15 protein-coding genes and 1 pseudogene are annotated in these 15,631 nt (G+C 47.2%); 6 read left to right on the plus strand and 10 right to left on the minus strand.

Annotation, left to right across the window (positions count from 1 at the left end):
• Positions 1-230: 230 nt before the first annotated feature.
• From AMS66_RS31605 to AMS66_RS05675, 3 genes and pseudogenes are all read left to right on the plus strand, one after another.
• Positions 231-622, plus strand: a pseudogene (locus tag AMS66_RS31605) (hypothetical protein); the annotation flags it as partial.
• A 22-nt stretch (positions 623-644) separates the two neighbouring features.
• A complete protein-coding gene (locus AMS66_RS05670) occupies positions 645-1,067 on the plus strand; it encodes an alpha/beta hydrolase family protein (protein WP_236703218.1) in 423 nt (140 codons plus the stop codon).
• 133 nt (positions 1,068-1,200) lie between these two features.
• Positions 1,201-1,929, plus strand: a complete 729-nt coding sequence (locus AMS66_RS05675) for a YoaK family protein (protein WP_236703220.1) — start codon at positions 1,201-1,203, stop codon at positions 1,927-1,929.
• A gap of 24 nt (positions 1,930-1,953) precedes the next feature.
• On the opposite strand, the gene AMS66_RS05680 is transcribed toward AMS66_RS05675, so the two are convergent.
• Positions 1,954-2,850: a LysR family transcriptional regulator gene (locus AMS66_RS05680; RefSeq protein ID WP_053779870.1), complete on the minus strand. Its 897-nt coding sequence runs from the start codon at positions 2,848-2,850 to the stop codon at positions 1,954-1,956.
• Positions 2,851-2,988: 138 nt separating this feature from the next.
• On the opposite strand from AMS66_RS05680, the gene AMS66_RS05685 reads away from it, so the two are divergent.
• The 3 genes from AMS66_RS05685 (at position 2,989) to AMS66_RS05695 (ending at position 6,422) form a co-directional block, all read left to right on the plus strand.
• Positions 2,989-3,693: an O-methyltransferase gene (locus AMS66_RS05685; RefSeq protein WP_053779871.1), complete on the plus strand. Its 705-nt coding sequence runs from the start codon at positions 2,989-2,991 to the stop codon at positions 3,691-3,693.
• 77 nt (positions 3,694-3,770) lie between these two features.
• A complete protein-coding gene (locus AMS66_RS05690; protein ID WP_053779872.1) occupies positions 3,771-5,102 on the plus strand; it encodes an MFS transporter in 1,332 nt (443 codons plus the stop codon).
• Positions 5,103-5,300: 198 nt separating this feature from the next.
• A complete protein-coding gene (locus AMS66_RS05695; protein ID WP_053779873.1) occupies positions 5,301-6,422 on the plus strand; it encodes an AbrB family transcriptional regulator in 1,122 nt (373 codons plus the stop codon).
• Positions 6,423-6,501: 79 nt separating this feature from the next.
• Here the strand turns inward: AMS66_RS05695 and AMS66_RS05700 are convergent, their stop codons facing one another.
• The 9 genes from AMS66_RS05700 to AMS66_RS05735 all read right to left on the minus strand — a co-directional run bounded on the left by AMS66_RS05700 (position 6,502) and on the right by AMS66_RS05735 (position 15,545).
• Positions 6,502-6,705: a hypothetical protein gene (locus AMS66_RS05700; RefSeq protein ID WP_053779874.1), complete on the minus strand. Its 204-nt coding sequence runs from the start codon at positions 6,703-6,705 to the stop codon at positions 6,502-6,504.
• Positions 6,706-6,781: 76 nt separating this feature from the next.
• Complete coding sequence (locus tag AMS66_RS05705) at positions 6,782-7,045, minus strand: YkgJ family cysteine cluster protein (RefSeq protein WP_053779875.1); 264 nt, start codon at positions 7,043-7,045, stop codon at positions 6,782-6,784.
• A gap of 29 nt (positions 7,046-7,074) precedes the next feature.
• Complete coding sequence (locus AMS66_RS05710) at positions 7,075-7,929, minus strand: hypothetical protein (RefSeq protein ID WP_053779876.1); 855 nt, start codon at positions 7,927-7,929, stop codon at positions 7,075-7,077.
• Positions 7,930-8,204: 275 nt separating this feature from the next.
• Positions 8,205-10,223, minus strand: coding sequence for a PTS system trehalose-specific EIIBC component (gene treP / locus AMS66_RS05715; protein WP_053779877.1), 2,019 nt, complete (start codon positions 10,221-10,223; stop codon positions 8,205-8,207).
• Between the two features lie 29 nt (positions 10,224-10,252).
• Complete coding sequence (gene treC / locus AMS66_RS05720) at positions 10,253-11,974, minus strand: alpha,alpha-phosphotrehalase (RefSeq protein WP_053779878.1); 1,722 nt, start codon at positions 11,972-11,974, stop codon at positions 10,253-10,255.
• 314 nt (positions 11,975-12,288) lie between these two features.
• Entirely contained in the window at positions 12,289-12,417 is a 129-nt protein-coding gene (locus tag AMS66_RS34325) for a hypothetical protein (RefSeq protein ID WP_269084531.1), read from the minus strand.
• A 62-nt stretch (positions 12,418-12,479) separates the two neighbouring features.
• Entirely contained in the window at positions 12,480-12,866 is a 387-nt protein-coding gene (locus AMS66_RS05725; RefSeq protein ID WP_236703242.1) for a cation:dicarboxylate symporter family transporter, read from the minus strand.
• A gap of 163 nt (positions 12,867-13,029) precedes the next feature.
• Complete coding sequence (locus tag AMS66_RS05730) at positions 13,030-13,722, minus strand: metal-dependent hydrolase (protein ID WP_053779879.1); 693 nt, start codon at positions 13,720-13,722, stop codon at positions 13,030-13,032.
• A gap of 131 nt (positions 13,723-13,853) precedes the next feature.
• Positions 13,854-15,545, minus strand: coding sequence for a glycoside hydrolase family 13 protein (locus tag AMS66_RS05735; protein ID WP_053779880.1), 1,692 nt, complete (start codon positions 15,543-15,545; stop codon positions 13,854-13,856).
• Between the last annotated feature and the right edge of the window lie 86 nt (positions 15,546-15,631).

The raw sequence follows: 15,631 nt of genomic DNA on the forward strand, positions 1-15,631 counted from the left end.
TATTTGCAGCAATGCTGCTTAAAGACCAGTTAAACTGTGGTGAACTGGCACATCGGAATAGAACTGGGTATAATCGATGACAGTCCAAGTAGGGCTGCATTCAAAATATACCTAGGTAGAGATGCATACAAAACGTAATTGTCCCCATACTAGACATACTGTAATAAGGCAAAAAAACTGCACCTCCAATTGTTAGTCGTGTCTAACAATTGGAGGTGCAGTTCATGATCAGCAAAAACCAAGCGAATACGTACTATTTCGATGTGGAAAAGTGCAAGCGATGTCCAAATTCAAGGAAGAATCCTACACAGACGGAGCTAAAACTAAAACGTATTCGGTAACGATAAAGTCCAACGAACACACCGAACAAATGGCGTTTCAAGAAAGTGAGTACTTCAAAGAAAGTCGAAGGAACGCTACAAGATTGAAGCCAAGAATAGCGAACTTAAGCACAGATGTTGAAAGAAAATACTTTATTTTCCGAGTCTAACACTTTATTTCCTTCTGACAACAGGAACGGTATGATGTAGCCACATCCTCGGGTCTATTAGGCATGGAGATGCAAGGAGCTATGGCGATATTTGCTGCTAATCTAAAACGAATATTCAAATTAACAGACTAAAAAAATAACATTACATAGAAAAATGGGCCATCTGCTTCGTTTTCGAGAGCAACTGGCCATTTTTTATGCTACAGAATCATTACAGATACATAAACTGGTGCTTTGGAGCGGTGTCGCCGATGTGGAACGCACCTATCATGAACGAACCGACTTGAGACGTACTTTGAAAAGGGTACTTGGCGGTTCGCCACGTTCAATTCCGGAGGCTTATCTCGCCCGTTCCCCCTTGTCGAAGGCACACAAACTCCATTGTCCTGTGCTGATCATGCATGGCACGTCGGATACGCAGGTGAACTACAGTCATGGAACCCGGATGTATCATTGGCTGAAACGTAGAGGCGCCAACGTTACGTTTCACGCTTATGGGGGACAAGATCATCGCTTTCAGGAAAACGTGCATGAGGCGGCAGTGAACAATATGTTTGATTGGCTCGCAGCTCCTTAGTTTCAAGGTAGGGACGATTTAAACATGTTTGCTGCTATGGAAAATTTGGCTTGCATCATAAACTTCATTTTGAAGGATCATGCGTTGTGGATGTATACTGGAGGGGTTACGTTTTTGGAAAGGACGGATGCTTATGAATCAAAATACCCTCCAAAAGTACGCAATGCTGCTGTTATGCATGTCTGCCGGAATGGTCGATGTGATCGGATACCTGGGACTAGGGCATGTGCTTACAGCTAATATGACGGGCAATATTGTATTGCTGGGGATCGCGATTGCCCGTGCTCAGGAATTTGTCGTGCTGCGTGCACTGCTTGCCCTTATTGGTTTTATTGCCGGAAATGCCATTGCGGCATATATGATCGGACATCTGCAGACGAAAAATGGCTGGTCCTCTCGGGTCACAGCCGTATTCACTGTAGAAAGTATATTACTTTTGTTCTTTTCCATCGCCATGATCAGTCCATATTCGGAACAACTATCCTATCTGCTCATTGCCATGCTGGCCGTTGCCATGGGAATGCAAACGACTGCGGCGCGCCGCATTGGGATTGCCGGCATCTCAACGACCGTGCTAACCAATAATCTGGCCGCCGTGGTTGAGGATGCAGTAAGCATTCTTCAGCGGCTGCGACACGCCAATATCCGCTCACTAGTCAAAGCACTATCAGCAGATGCATACCTTCGCGCAGGTGCCGTTGTGATCTATTTGGGCGGCGTTGTTCTAGCTGCGCTATTGTTCCACCACGTACCCATGATGGCAGTCTGGATACCTGTTCTGATCGTTGGTGGAATAACCCTGTTCGCTCGATTATATTCTTGGGGAGCTGTCAAAAAAGCGACGGACGACACGGAAAGTTAGATCTTATACAATGATTCAACTTTTTTATTTCATTAATGATGCTTCCTGTCTGATGAGTTCAACCAGATGTTGTGCGGCAGGAGATAACACTTCCCCTGCTCGTGTACATACGGCTATCGTGTTTTTCAACTGTACATCTCGGACGAATACACGTGCCAGCTTGCCTTGCTGCACATCTTCCTTTACAACCAGAGAAGAAATAAAGTTGGCTCCATAACCTGCTTTCACCGCACTGATCGTTTCGTTCAACCCGTTGAACTGAAGCGCAATGCGGGGAGCGGCCAGGTTATTTGTTGTACAAAGAGAGACCAGACGCTCCCGTGTAGCGCTGCCTTCTTCGCGCATGATGAAGGGCTCCGCCACCATCTCCCGAAGCTCAATTTCCTTCCCCGCATATGGATGATCAGGATGTACGACAAACCACATTTCATCTTCAAACAATTCGTCCCAATGGACACCTGAATGTGTAATGCCACTTCCACCATACACCGCAATCTCGGCCTCATAACGCAGTAGTTGGTCAAAAGCCATTCGAGTATTGGTTGTGCTCACAACCAGCTCCACATCCTCGTGCATCTGCTTGAAGCGGGCAATCCAGCCCGGCAGCAGAAAATTCGAGGGCAAATAGGTTGCAGTAAGACGAATTAAACCTTTCTTGCCCGCCCGAAAATCCTGCACAAAGTTCTCGACATCCTGCTCCAGCATAAACAGACGTTCCGCATAACCTGTTAATTGCATTCCTGCATCGGTAAGAACCAGTCTTCTCCCCTCCGAAGCAAATAATGGAATGCCCAATTCCCGCTCAAACTTCTTCACCTGAGAGGATACCGCTGGCTGGCTAATGTTGAGTTCTTCCGCCGCACGCGTGACTCCCCCATATCTCACGACGGCATGAAACAATCGTAATCCGTGCAAATTCAACCGCTACACCTTCTTCACTTGAAATATATAATCTAAAGTTATATTAACATACATAATATATATTTTATTTATATATCTGTTCCCTTTATAGTTGAAGTATGAAATCCAATACATGCAATCGGAAAGGAATAGATAACGATGAACAATGTTAATGGTTCTACTCAACAGCAAACCTGGACTCAAGTCGACGATTATTTGAACGCCTTATTAATCCCCTCGGATTCCCTGCTGGAGCAGGCACTACGTACCAATGCGGAAGCCGGCTTGCCCGCTCATGATGTAACACCTAATCAAGGGAAATTGCTTCAGCTCCTGCTTCAAATACAAGGCGCAACTCGTGTGCTGGAAATCGGGACGCTTGGCGGATACAGTACGATCTGGATGGCCAGGGCCCTCCCCGAAAACGGACGTATCGTCACACTGGAAGCAGATCCACGCCATGCAGAGATGGCACGAACCAACATCACGCGTGCAGGACTTATGCACAAGGTTGATCTTCGAGTAGGTCCTGCCCTGACTACTCTTCCCGACGTTCAGGAAGAGTACAGAGAACCCTTTGATTTCATCTTCATCGATGCTGACAAACCAAGTAATCCCGACTATTTGCGATGGGCGCTGCGACTGGCTCGTCCGGGAAGTCTGATTATTGGTGACAACATCGTCAGGGACGGGGAAGTTATCAATGCAAACAGTACGGACAACAGAGTTCAGGGCGTTCAGTCATTCCTAAAATTAATTGCAGATAATCCGCGTCTTGAAGCTACCGCACTGCAGACTGTAGGCACTAAAGGCTACGATGGATTCGTGATTGCCCGAGTGCTGGAATCCCCTACTGCAAAATAAACAGTGGTCAATTCTTCCGCAAATCCCCCATTCCTGTTAAACTAAAATCACTGCACAGGCAGACTGGGGGAAACCACTTGAGACTTCTACAACAGATTCATGCTGAAATTCGGGGCTGGTCCCGCAATATTCAATTGTTTTTTCTGGCAAGCATCTTGTATCAGATCGGAAATGGCATGTTCTCTGTCTTGTACAATCTGTACATTCAGGGTCTAGGCTACAATGATACAATGAACGGCCAGATTGTAAGTATTCAATCACTTGCGACAGCGATAATGTTTGTTCCTATCGGACTATGCGGCGATTTCTTCAGCCGTAAGCGGCTGCTGATTACCGGCGCCTTGTTCAGCGGTATCTTTCTGATTGGCCGTTCCTTCGATTATTCTGCCAGCGGACTGATCTGGTTTGCTGTATTTTCAGGACTTTTTGCTGGCGTATTTCAGGTACTGGCCATTCCTTTCCTCGCTGAGAATGTGAAGAAAAGTCAACGACTGAAGATGTTCAGCTATTACTCCTCCCTTGTACTCGCTTCTCAGGTACTTGGCAGCTTGGGTGGTGGCATATTTGCAGACTTGCTTCATACGGCAGGCCTTGCCAAAGTCACAGGTCTGCAAACGGTATTGTTCGTGGGCGGGGCAGCTACACTTGTTGCATTTATCCCGATGTTGTTTGTATCCGAGGACAAGAAGGCACCGCAAGCGAATACTCCGACGCAACCTGTCACTGAATCTGTAGCATCTGAAACTGATGGTAAACAGGGTGTCGTTCATTCCGCGGAACAAGACAGCAAGAACGATACCCTTAGCCAAAAGAAAGATTCCCGTTTGATTGGGCAATTTGTAATAACCCAATTATTAATCGGGTTTGGTTCCGGACTGGTTGTGCCTTATCTGAATCTGTATTTTACCAACCGTTTTTCGGTATCCTTAAGTGCCATGAGTTTGCTAATTTCATTGGGTCAGATCATGACCATCGTATCCATGCTGATCGGGCCAACACTCGCGGCCAAGGTGGGAAGCGTTCGGGCTGTCGTCATCTTTCAGGTCATGTCACTGCCCTTCCTGCTGCTGACCGGCTTCACGAATATGCTGCTCATCGCCTCGGTGAGTTTCCTATTCAGACAAGCGCTGATGAACGCAGCCAATCCGATTCAATCCGCCATTCTGGTGGACCGAGTATCGGACAAACGCCGCGGAATCGCCAATTCACTGATGCAGACCGCCTTTATGATCGGCTGGGCCACCATGGGGCCAGTACAATCTTACCTCGTGACCACTTATGGTACGTATTGGGGTTATGCGATCACGTTCAGTATCACAGGCAGTCTATACGTGATATCATCGATTATGTACTATATGATGTTCAAAGAACCTAAGGCTTCTTCCCGTGTTCTCGTGGCGAACGGATAAATGACAACAATTCAGCAGGATAGCGGGATCGACCTGCTTTCCTGTTCTGCTTGGTAATGAGCCAATCACCATCACTGCCCAAGGATCAATCATTGTATCTTATCATCAGGAGTGATCTTACATGAATGGTACCTTCCATTTCATTTCAAACTTCTACTCATACTTCAATCTACCTCGTGCAGCCGAAAGACGATGCGGATGGAACTGATGCATAAGCTCGGTTCCCACGTTGTCTTTCGGTTTTTTCTCAGTTTGGGTGTCTCTGTCCTTGGTGGGTTACTATTTACAGCGATCCATACCCCCATTCCTTGGCTTCTTGGACCGATGATTTTCATGCTGCTTGGTTCACAGCTTGCCAAGCTGCCGCTCATGTGGCCCACCTCCATTCGGGACTACGGTATTCTAATCGTGGGTTACTCTATCGGATTAACACTGACGGGAGAAGCGCTTCAAGGCATTTTGCATCAGCTTCCCATGATGCTGCTCATGACCTTGCTCTTAATCGGATTATGTACATTGACCGCCTATGTTGCTTCTAAGCTGACAGACTTTGACTTTCCCTCCCTGCTGGTTGGCAGTATTCCCGGCGGACTGTCCCAGATGGTTTCCCTTGCGGAAGAGATGAAATCCATCAATCTGACACTCGTTACTTTTTTGCAGGTCACGCGGTTGATCATGATTGTATTCTGTGTTCCGTTCCTGCTATTTAGTCCATGGATCGGAGGAACAACAGGTGGGGGGACGGATCAGCCAATGATCGAGCCAGCAACTTGGTCAGCACTCTTCCCCGAAATCTTGCTCTATGCCCCGCTCTGTGTCGCTGGTGCATGGGTTGCACGCAAGCTTCGGTTTCCGACAGCATTCATGCTCGGACCAATGATCGTCATGTGTATAATTCAATTAAGTACAGCGATGCACACACCCAATCTGCCGTCATCCCTGCTTAACATTTCACAAATAATGATTGGCAGCCATGTAGGTCTGATGCTTCGGCCTCAGCAGCTGCAACGCAAAATGCAGACCGTAACACTTGCCATCATGAGCAGTGTGCTGCTCATAGCAGGTTCACTTGGTTTGAGCTATCTATTAATGAACATGTTCTCCCTTTCGGCTGCTACATCATTGCTGAGCATGGCACCTGGCGGAATGGATCAGATGAGCATCATGGCTCATGAAGTCAATGCCAACCTTTCGGTGGTATCCGGATATCAATTATTTCGCATTTTGTTTATATTCTTTATCGTTTCTTCGCTCCTTAAGATAATTCTCATGCATATGTTGAGAAAAAAAGAGGCGAGCACCAGCTCTTCGGTCACGTAAAATAGGATGTAGACATACCAAAGAGAGTATCCGACTGATTTCCAACCTGCGGATACTCTCTTTTCTGTGTTTGCTCAAGTTATGAATAAACCCGACTATACATCCAGCTCACAATACCCACGGTTACAGCGGCCACCCCAATAATAAATGCATAATAGCCAAGTTTGCTTTTTGCCCCTGATGTCTGCTTGTCATAGAAGTCTGAGTTTCGCCTGTAGAATCCCATCCACAGTTCTCCAATCATATTTACAACAACTATTACAAACCGTTTGGCAAGTCCCATTTACCCCATACTCCTTTCTTATCTCAATCCCCTTCCATATTAAGTGTAATTATCCTTTTCCATCGAAACAACTCAGTCACGGTGAACTTGGTGCAGTTTCCTGTTCCATCCAGCTCAATCGTTCAAAAGCCTCCTGATCCGTGCTGCCACACATCTCTTGGGAAGCCTGTAATCCGCTGCATACAGCGGGGCGCTCTTTGTGACCAAAGATTCCGCAGCGATTGTCCTTCGTCAGCTGCACACATCGCACACCTGCGGGTTTGCCATCAGCCATCCCGGGTATCGGCGATGAGATAGAAATCGCGATACAGCATGCGGCACAGCCTGTCCTGCATTCCATAATTCTTGTCCTCCCTCCATATTCGACATTTAACGTGATCCACGATTCACCCACGTCCATGTTCGCGCCAAACCCTGTGCGATTCTCCGATTCATGGTTCCATTTGAGAAATACCCGCCATGACTCAACGGATTCCAGCTCCCGATTAAACCGCCAGAGTTGATTTCCATGTCTTCTTTGACGGCCGCCTCATAGGCCGGATCAATAGGGCGCAGCGGGTAACCCAGAATATCGTCCCGATCATAAAAGTTAATCCACTCCCCTTCCATCCCAGGGAAGTACTGCCCTGCCAACGGCGAAGGTACCTGAATCGGCCGGCTAAAATCATGGTACCGTAAGCTCCATAACGGCAACGTCGTTCCAAAGGAATAAAAGTTCGTTAAGGTATCTCCCCGTTCCAATGCGGAAGTAACATCCACGATGGAAGGCGTGCGACTAGACGGATATTGCAGATCATAGAAGAAATTGCTTGCAATCACTGCCCCCAGACTATGAGCAATAATACAAAGGGGAGCATCTGGCCCATTCCGCTGTGCAAGTGCATGCATCGCCAGATTCAGCGTACGATGTACCGCATCATAGTTATGACCTTGATTTTCCACAGGTTGATACGCGACGGCATCAGCCAGATAATGGATAACAAATCGACGCAACACTTGATAGTTCAATCCTTGAGAGCTGACAAGCTGCTGAAACAGCGCCTCTTCCCGATTCTCAAATACGTCAGCCCAAAATACGGGCTCAATATCCAGAACCTGTTTGGCTGCTCCTGGCAACACCATAACCTGATCAAATTCCTTATGCAAACGCGAAATCAGTGTATCCGCATAATCTTCCTTTTGCATACCCAGACCATGAATGACCATTACCGCAACACGAGTCATGGCTCTCCTCCTCCGTCCATTGACTAGCCACTCTCTTTGAACCATATGAACTTTTCAACCTGAACATGCATAGTACTAATGAACATGCTTTCCGATCGCTGTGAACATGAGATTTTGCCACATACACATTCTAGATACAGTTTATCACGTTACAAATAAAAAAACGAAATCCATAAAGAGTCAACCCAAACAAGTAGTATACGTTCAGCTTTATCTCGGTATCAGGATGAAAAAAGAAGCTGCGATATTCGCAGCTCCCCCCATTGTTCGTAAACTTAGCCTTTCAAATGAACCTTAAGCACACCGTTCTGATTGGATGTAACATCACCTGTAGTGACCTCCACCCGATCAACCATATCCTGACCGTCTGGAATAATGATTGGCGTAATGAGCGGATATCCCGCAGCTTCAATCACATTACGGTCGAACTCAAGCAACGTTTGCCCGGCTCTTACCTTCTCTCCAGCTTCAACATGCATGGTAAACCCTTCGCCTTTAAGTGATACCGTATTGATCCCGACATGAATCAGAATCTGCAAGCCACTCGCATGCTCAAGAATGACAGCATGTTTGCTCTTGATGACATGGGCAACCTGAGCATCAAACGGGGCAACGACCTGATTGCCGGAAGGTTCAATAGCCACCCCTTCACCCATTTGTTTCTCTGCAAACGCCGGATCAGGTACTTGTTCAAGCGGAACGGCTGTACCTGTTAATGGTGCCATGATTTCCAGCGTATTCACAGGCTCATCCGCCACCTGAGCAGCACTGCGTGAGCGTTGATTCAGATCTGCATCTGTACTAGCCGTAGTTGTGCGAGAAGCAGATTCAGCTGCAGGCGTTTGACCGCCAGCTACAGTTGCACGATCTGCGTTGCGTTCTTCTTTTCTCAACTTCGCTCTTCCGAAAATAACAGTCAGTACGAACGGAACAACCAGTACAATCGCCATACCGATGAAGAATACTCCCCATTTGTTCGGGAAAATCGACAGGAATCCGGGTACCCCACCTACACCGATAGAGGTGGCCTGAACATTATTCATCGTCAGCAGTACACCGCCGATTGCAGAACCGACCATACCGAAGATAAACGGATAACGATAACGGATATTCACCCCGAAGATTGCCGGCTCGGTTACCCCGAGGAAGGCCGAGACGGATGAAGTTGCCGCAAGTCCTCTCATTTTCTTCTCACGAAGCACGAGCATCATGGCTAGTGCCGCCGAACCTTGCGCGATATTGGATAGTGCCAGCATTGGCCACAGGAATGTTCCGCCTTGGCTACCAATCAGCTGTACGTCTACCGCCAGGAACGTATGGTGCATTCCTGTAATAACGAGCAATGCGTACAGTCCACCGTAGATCAGACCGCCCAGAGCCGCGTATGAATCGTAAATATAAATCAAGCCGGATGTAATTCCATTCGCAATGGCAAAGGTAACCGGACCAATGATCGTAAATGCCAGGAAGCCGGTAATCAATAAGGTGACAGGAGCAACGACCAGCAGTTTGATCGAATCATGTACCCTTTTGTTCAGGAAGATCTCCAACTTGGCAAGCAGATAGGCTGATACCAATACCGGCAGAACCTGCCCCTGATAACCGATCTTCTCAATGTGCCAGCCGAACAGGTTCCACGTAGGCACGGTGCCTTCGTTGACAGCATTGGCGTAGCCATAAGCACTCAGCAAATCGGGATGAACCAGAATCAGACCAAGTACAATCCCGAGCAACGGACTGCCGCCGAACCTAGTTACAGCGGACCAACCAATTAACGCAGGCAGGAAGGTAAAAGCTGTGCTCGCGATGGTATTGATAATAGACGCGAGGTCCTTCCATGCTGGATATACATCCACCAGTGATTGGCCATCAAAGAATATACCTGGCCCTGTCAGAATGTTATTTATACCGAGCAAGAGACCGGCCGTGATGATGGCTGGCAGGATCGGGATGAAGATGTCCGATAGTGTTTTGATTGCACGCTGGATTGGGTTTTGCTTTTTACCCGCAACGGCCTTCACGTCATCCTTGGAAGCGCGCTCACCCCCGGTAATCTGAATCATTTCATCATACACTTTATCCACAAGGCCCGGTCCGATTACTACCTGGAATTGTCCTTGAGAGGAGAACTGGCCTTTGACTAGATCGTTCTGCTCCAGACTCTCCGTATCTACTTTACTTTCGTCGTACAGGGCGAATCGGAGTCGTGTGACACAATGCGTTGCAGCTTCAATATTTTCTTTGCCGCCGACCGCGCGTACGATCTCCTCAACCTGTTTTTTATCCATTGCCATATTGTCACTTCCCATTTATATAATGTGAATTAGTCCTGTTGCGGTACAAGCCACATATAGGATGAATACGGGCTAAGAGAAATTTCTTGCTTCAGTGCAGGCGATACTTCTGTATTGCCAATCAGCAACTCTGCTGATTTACCCGCAATGTGATCATTCCAGACAGCATCCGAGAAAGCAAAAGTTACATCCCGCTTGCTGAAGTTGGATACTACAATCAGCGTCTCGCTTCCATTGGTCCGCGCATATGCAAACACATCCGGATGTGCATCGTCCAAACGTTCATACAAACCATCAGTCAGAACACGAACCTGTTTGCGCAGAGCAATCAGCTTGCGGTAGTGATAATAAATCGAATTCGGGTCAGCCATCTGCTGCGCCACGTGAATCGACGGATATCGTTCATCCACTTTGATCCACGGTGTACCCGTAGTAAATCCGGCATTCTCGCTTCCATCCCATTGCATCGGTGTCCGGGAATTGTCCCGGGAACGCTCCTTCACAATTTGCAATGCTTCCTCAGCAGATTTGCCCCGTTCTTCCTGAAGCAGTCGGTACATATTTGTCGATTCAATATCACGGAACTCGCTAACATCGTTCCAGACCGGATTCGGCATGCCGATCTCTTCGCCCTGGTATACGTAAGGTGTTCCCTGCATGCCATGAATGGTCGTAGCAAGCATTTTGGCACTCTCAGCACGATAATCGCCATCATCAGCGAAACGAGACAACGCCCGCGGTTGATCATGGTTGTTCAAGAACAACGCATTCCATCCCCCGCCTGCCTGCATGCCGATCTGCCACTCACTGAACAGCTGCTTCATCGCTTCAAAATCGTAAGGCATCAGCTCCCACTTCTGTCCGTTCGGATAGTCCACTTTCAGATGGTGGAAGTTAAACGTCATGGAGAACTCCCGGGAAGCAGGGTTCGAATATTTAATACAGTGCTCCAGCGTAGTCGAGGACATCTCCCCAACCGTTACCATATTGTATGGTCCAAACACCTCTTCATACATCTCTGTAATGTACTCGTGCACTCGTGGTCCATCGGTGTAGAACTTACGTCCGTCGCCTGGGGAAACGCTACCATCATCATCGGGGAAACGCTGGTCCTTGGAGATCAGATTGATGACGTCCATACGGAAACCATCTACACCCTTCTCCGCCCAGAACTTGATCATGTCCTGTACTGCCTTGCGTACCTGCTCGTTCTCCCAATTCAAATCAGCCTGTGTTTTGTCAAACAAGGTCAGGAAATATTGTCCTGTCTGCTCATCAAACTGCCAGGCAGGTCCGCCGAACTTGGATTGCCAGTTATTCGGCACACCACCGTCCGAAGCAGGGTCCTTCCAAATATAATAATCGCGATAAGGGTTTTCCTTGGAAGAGCGTGATTGCTGGAACCACTCATGATCCGTAGAAGAGTGATTTACCACAATATCAATCATCAGCTTCATGTCACGTGCCTTCAGACCTTTAAGCAATTCGTCAAAATCCTCCATCGTACCAAAATCAGGATTAATCCGATAATAGTCCGCTACGTCATAACCGTTATCATGCTGTGGAGAGACATATACGGGCTGCAGCCACACGATATCAATACCGAGATGCTGCAAATAATCCAGCTTTTCGGTCAATCCCCGAATGTCTCCGGTACCCGATCCAGTTGTATCGTTGAAGCTCTTGGGATATACCTGATACACCGTGGAGGTTTTCCACCACGATGATGAAGTTGTGTTGGTTGAACTCATGTTAACGCCTCCAATAAATTGTATTGCTTATATGGTTCTCTTGGCCTAACTTCATTTATATATTACATAACTAAACATGTATATACAAGTTGAAACTTCAATATGCTATCTTTTTCCTCTTCTACACATTCCCCATTAATGATTGCTCTGTAACATTTATTTTGCTGCTTGCGTTCGAGAACTCCATGATATCTGTATCTAAAACGAAAAAAACCGTCTGTCACCCCATGATTTCATGCGGGGTAAACAGACGACTCAAATTCAAAGCTATAATGAGTTAAAACTTCATACGAAGCTCGTTTACTTCCTGTTTCTTACAGCATATCCGTTAAAACCATTCCTTGTCCCTGTTCCCTTTTATTCAACTTCACCGAGGACAAGGACGCTTGTTCTTCTCTTTCCAGCTCTTCGGCACTAATCTCCCCGGAAAGCACAGCCCGCATGCGTTATTGATCCAACAACCCTTCCCATTTTGCCACTACAAATGCTGCAACACAGTTACCCATCAAATTCGTGAATACCCGCATGGTATCCATGAAACGATCCGCACCGAGCACATTAAGGCAACAGCAGCTACCGGAAATGCATTCAGGGCCGCTGCTGTAGCAGACAAAGCAAGGAATGCGGAGCCAGGTACACCCGCCATACCTTTGGAGCTAAGCATCAACACCAGTAAAATCGTAATCTCTTGTCCCAGTGTCAGATCAATGCCAACCGCCTGAGCCAGAAAAACGGTCGCCAGCGACAGGTAGATCGAGGCTCCTTCCAGATTGAACGAGTACCCTGTTGGGACCACGAGGCCGACGACAGCACGATCACAGCCAGCTTTGGTCAGCTTGTCCATCATTCGGGGCATAACGACTTCCGAGGAACCTGTGCCAATCGCCAGCATCACTTCGGAACGTGTATATTTTACGAATTGCAGAAAGTTCAGTTGGAGCGTACAAAATTGAACTTGAAACCGAAAAAAAGACGAATATCACGTCAGTTTTCTTGACGTGATATTCGTCTTTAGCCGTTATTTCTTTTATTGTTGAACAGTACTTAATAGACTATTAGAGAGTAAGGGACTGTCCCGGTGCCAGCACACAGCCTTCCAGACCTTTCTCAGCCAGTTGCTGAACGAAGCGTTCCGCATCCTGACGAATGATCGGGAATGTATCATAATGCACCGGAATCGTCAGCTTAGCATTGAACCATTCAGCGGCTTGAAGTGCATCCTCCGGTCCCATGGTGAAATGTCCGCCAATAGGCAGTAATGCTACGTCGATATCATGGCGATCACCAATCATTTTCATATCACCGAACAAGCTAGTATCACCGGCATGCAAAATGGTTTTGCCACCAATGTTAATAATATATCCTGCAGGCAATCCTGCGTACATGATTCGTTGTTCCTCTTCCAGCACGATCCCGGACGTATGAAAAGCCTGAATCATTTTGGCTTGGGCAAAACCAAGATCCACCGTTCCACCCATGTTCATGCCTATGGTGTCCAGACCTTTCCATGACATATATGTAGCTAGCTCCACAATCGCAACCACCTTGGCATGATTAGCCTTGGCAATTGGTTCAGCATCTAGAATGTGATCCATATGTGCATGTGTCAGCAAAACAGCATCGGTCTTAATATCTTCCGGTTTGGTAACAGCAAGTTCGTTGCCACGCAGGAAAGGATCAATGATCAACGACTTCTCTTCTGTACCCAGTTGTACACTGGAGTGTCCGTGGAAGGTAATTTTCAGCAACTTGTTGTCCTCCTACATATGTGTTCATTTGATTTTTAACATGGATTGAATCTATGCTGGAGCAAAATCCCCATTTAAAATCATCCTATTTAATTATAAATCAAACCTCTTCTTCAAAGCAAAATTGTACCTCATCGCTGCATTCGATAAATCCGTGCTTCATAAGGCTGAAGAAGAATCGCGCCCTTATCGGTGGAATAACGTCTGCTTACATTGCTGATGACCGTCTTGGCATTCTCATCGTTCCAACCCTCAGGCCACTGCATCTCGGGCTCATGCTCGCGGAAATTCAGGATAACCAGCATCTGCTCTTCATCCAGCGTCCGGGTGTAGGCATAGATATCGGGATCATCCGGCAAAAGTAACTCATATGCCCCATAGATGAGCACTTTATGTTGTTTGCGAAGTGCGATTAGTTTACGGTAATAATGCAAAATGGACTGGGGATCACGTTCGGCATCCGCCACATTAATCTCAGGATAATTCTCGTTCACCTGAATCCATGGCTCACCATCCGTAAATCCCGCATGCTTGGTATCATCCCACTGCATTGGCGTACGGGCATTATCACGACTCTTGCGCCAGATCGCTTGCATGACTTCATGCTTCGCCCGCCCCTGACCAATATGCTGCCGATAATAATTCATCGTTTCAATATCCCGATAATCCTCAATATCAAGGAAAGCAACGTTAGTCATGCCGATTTCTTCCCCTTGATAGATATAAGGCGTACCTTCCAGGGTAAGCATCCATGTAGCCAGCATCTGGGCAGATCGCACCCTGTACTTCCCATCATTACCGAAGCGGGATACCGGACGGGGTTGGTCGTGATTGCCCATGTAATTAGCATTCCAGCCTCTGTCATGCAGCACGGTTTGCCAACGGCTCATAATTTCTTTCAGTTCGGGCAGCTTCCAATCCCGATGGTTCCATTTGCCGATTCCGGACGATTGGGCGTCCACAAACATATGCTCAAACTGAAACACCATATTGAGCTCATTCCGATCTGTCCCCACATAGGCCAGCGCCTGTTCCGGTCCAAGCCCGGAAGTCTCTCCAACCGTCATTGGACCATAAGGCTTCAGGATCATGTCGTTGAGTTTGTTCAGAATTGAATGCACCTGTTCGAGGTTTGAAAAAAGCTGGTACGCAGGAACGACCGGCAGATTATCCGGATTATGTGCGCTGGGTAACCCCTCTGCCTTGGCGATATGCGCCACTGCATCGAAACGGAAACCATCCACACCTTTTTGCAACCACCAATGCACCATCTCATACATCTCTTCTGCCATCTGTGCATTGTTCCAATTCAGGTCAGGCTGGTGTTCAGTATAGAGATGCAAATAATATTCATTTGTCTCCGGATCATGCTTCCACACAGAACCCCCGAAGTAGGACTCCCAGTTGTTTGGAACTTGACCATTTTTTCCTGAACGCCAAATATAATAATCCCGTTTCGGATTCACTTGCGATGAACGTGATTCGGCAAACCAAGCGTGTTCATCCGATGTATGATTCAGCACCAGATCCATCATGATCTTGAGACCACGCTTGTGTGCTTCAGCCAGCAAACGGTCAAAATCCTCCATCGTGCCATATTTGCGTAAGATGGAGTAATAATCACGGATATCATATCCGTTATCATGACCAGGTGAATCGTAGATTGGACAGATCCAAATCACATCCACGCCCAGCCCAGTCAAATAATCGAGCTTGTCATATATCCCCTGCAAGTCACCCTGACCGTCCCCATCCGAATCTTTGAAGCTGTTGGGATAGATCTGGTACACTACACTCTCTTTCCACCAAACGATATAGACCACCTCGCTTTCATCACTCTTTACTATATAACCCGTTAGTATGTTTTATCCGAAATGTCCCTCTTATAAACAGAAAAGATCCAGTAACA

This window comes from Paenibacillus xylanivorans (assembly GCF_001280595.1).
Taxonomy (GTDB): Bacteria; Bacillota; Bacilli; order Paenibacillales; family Paenibacillaceae; genus Paenibacillus; species Paenibacillus xylanivorans.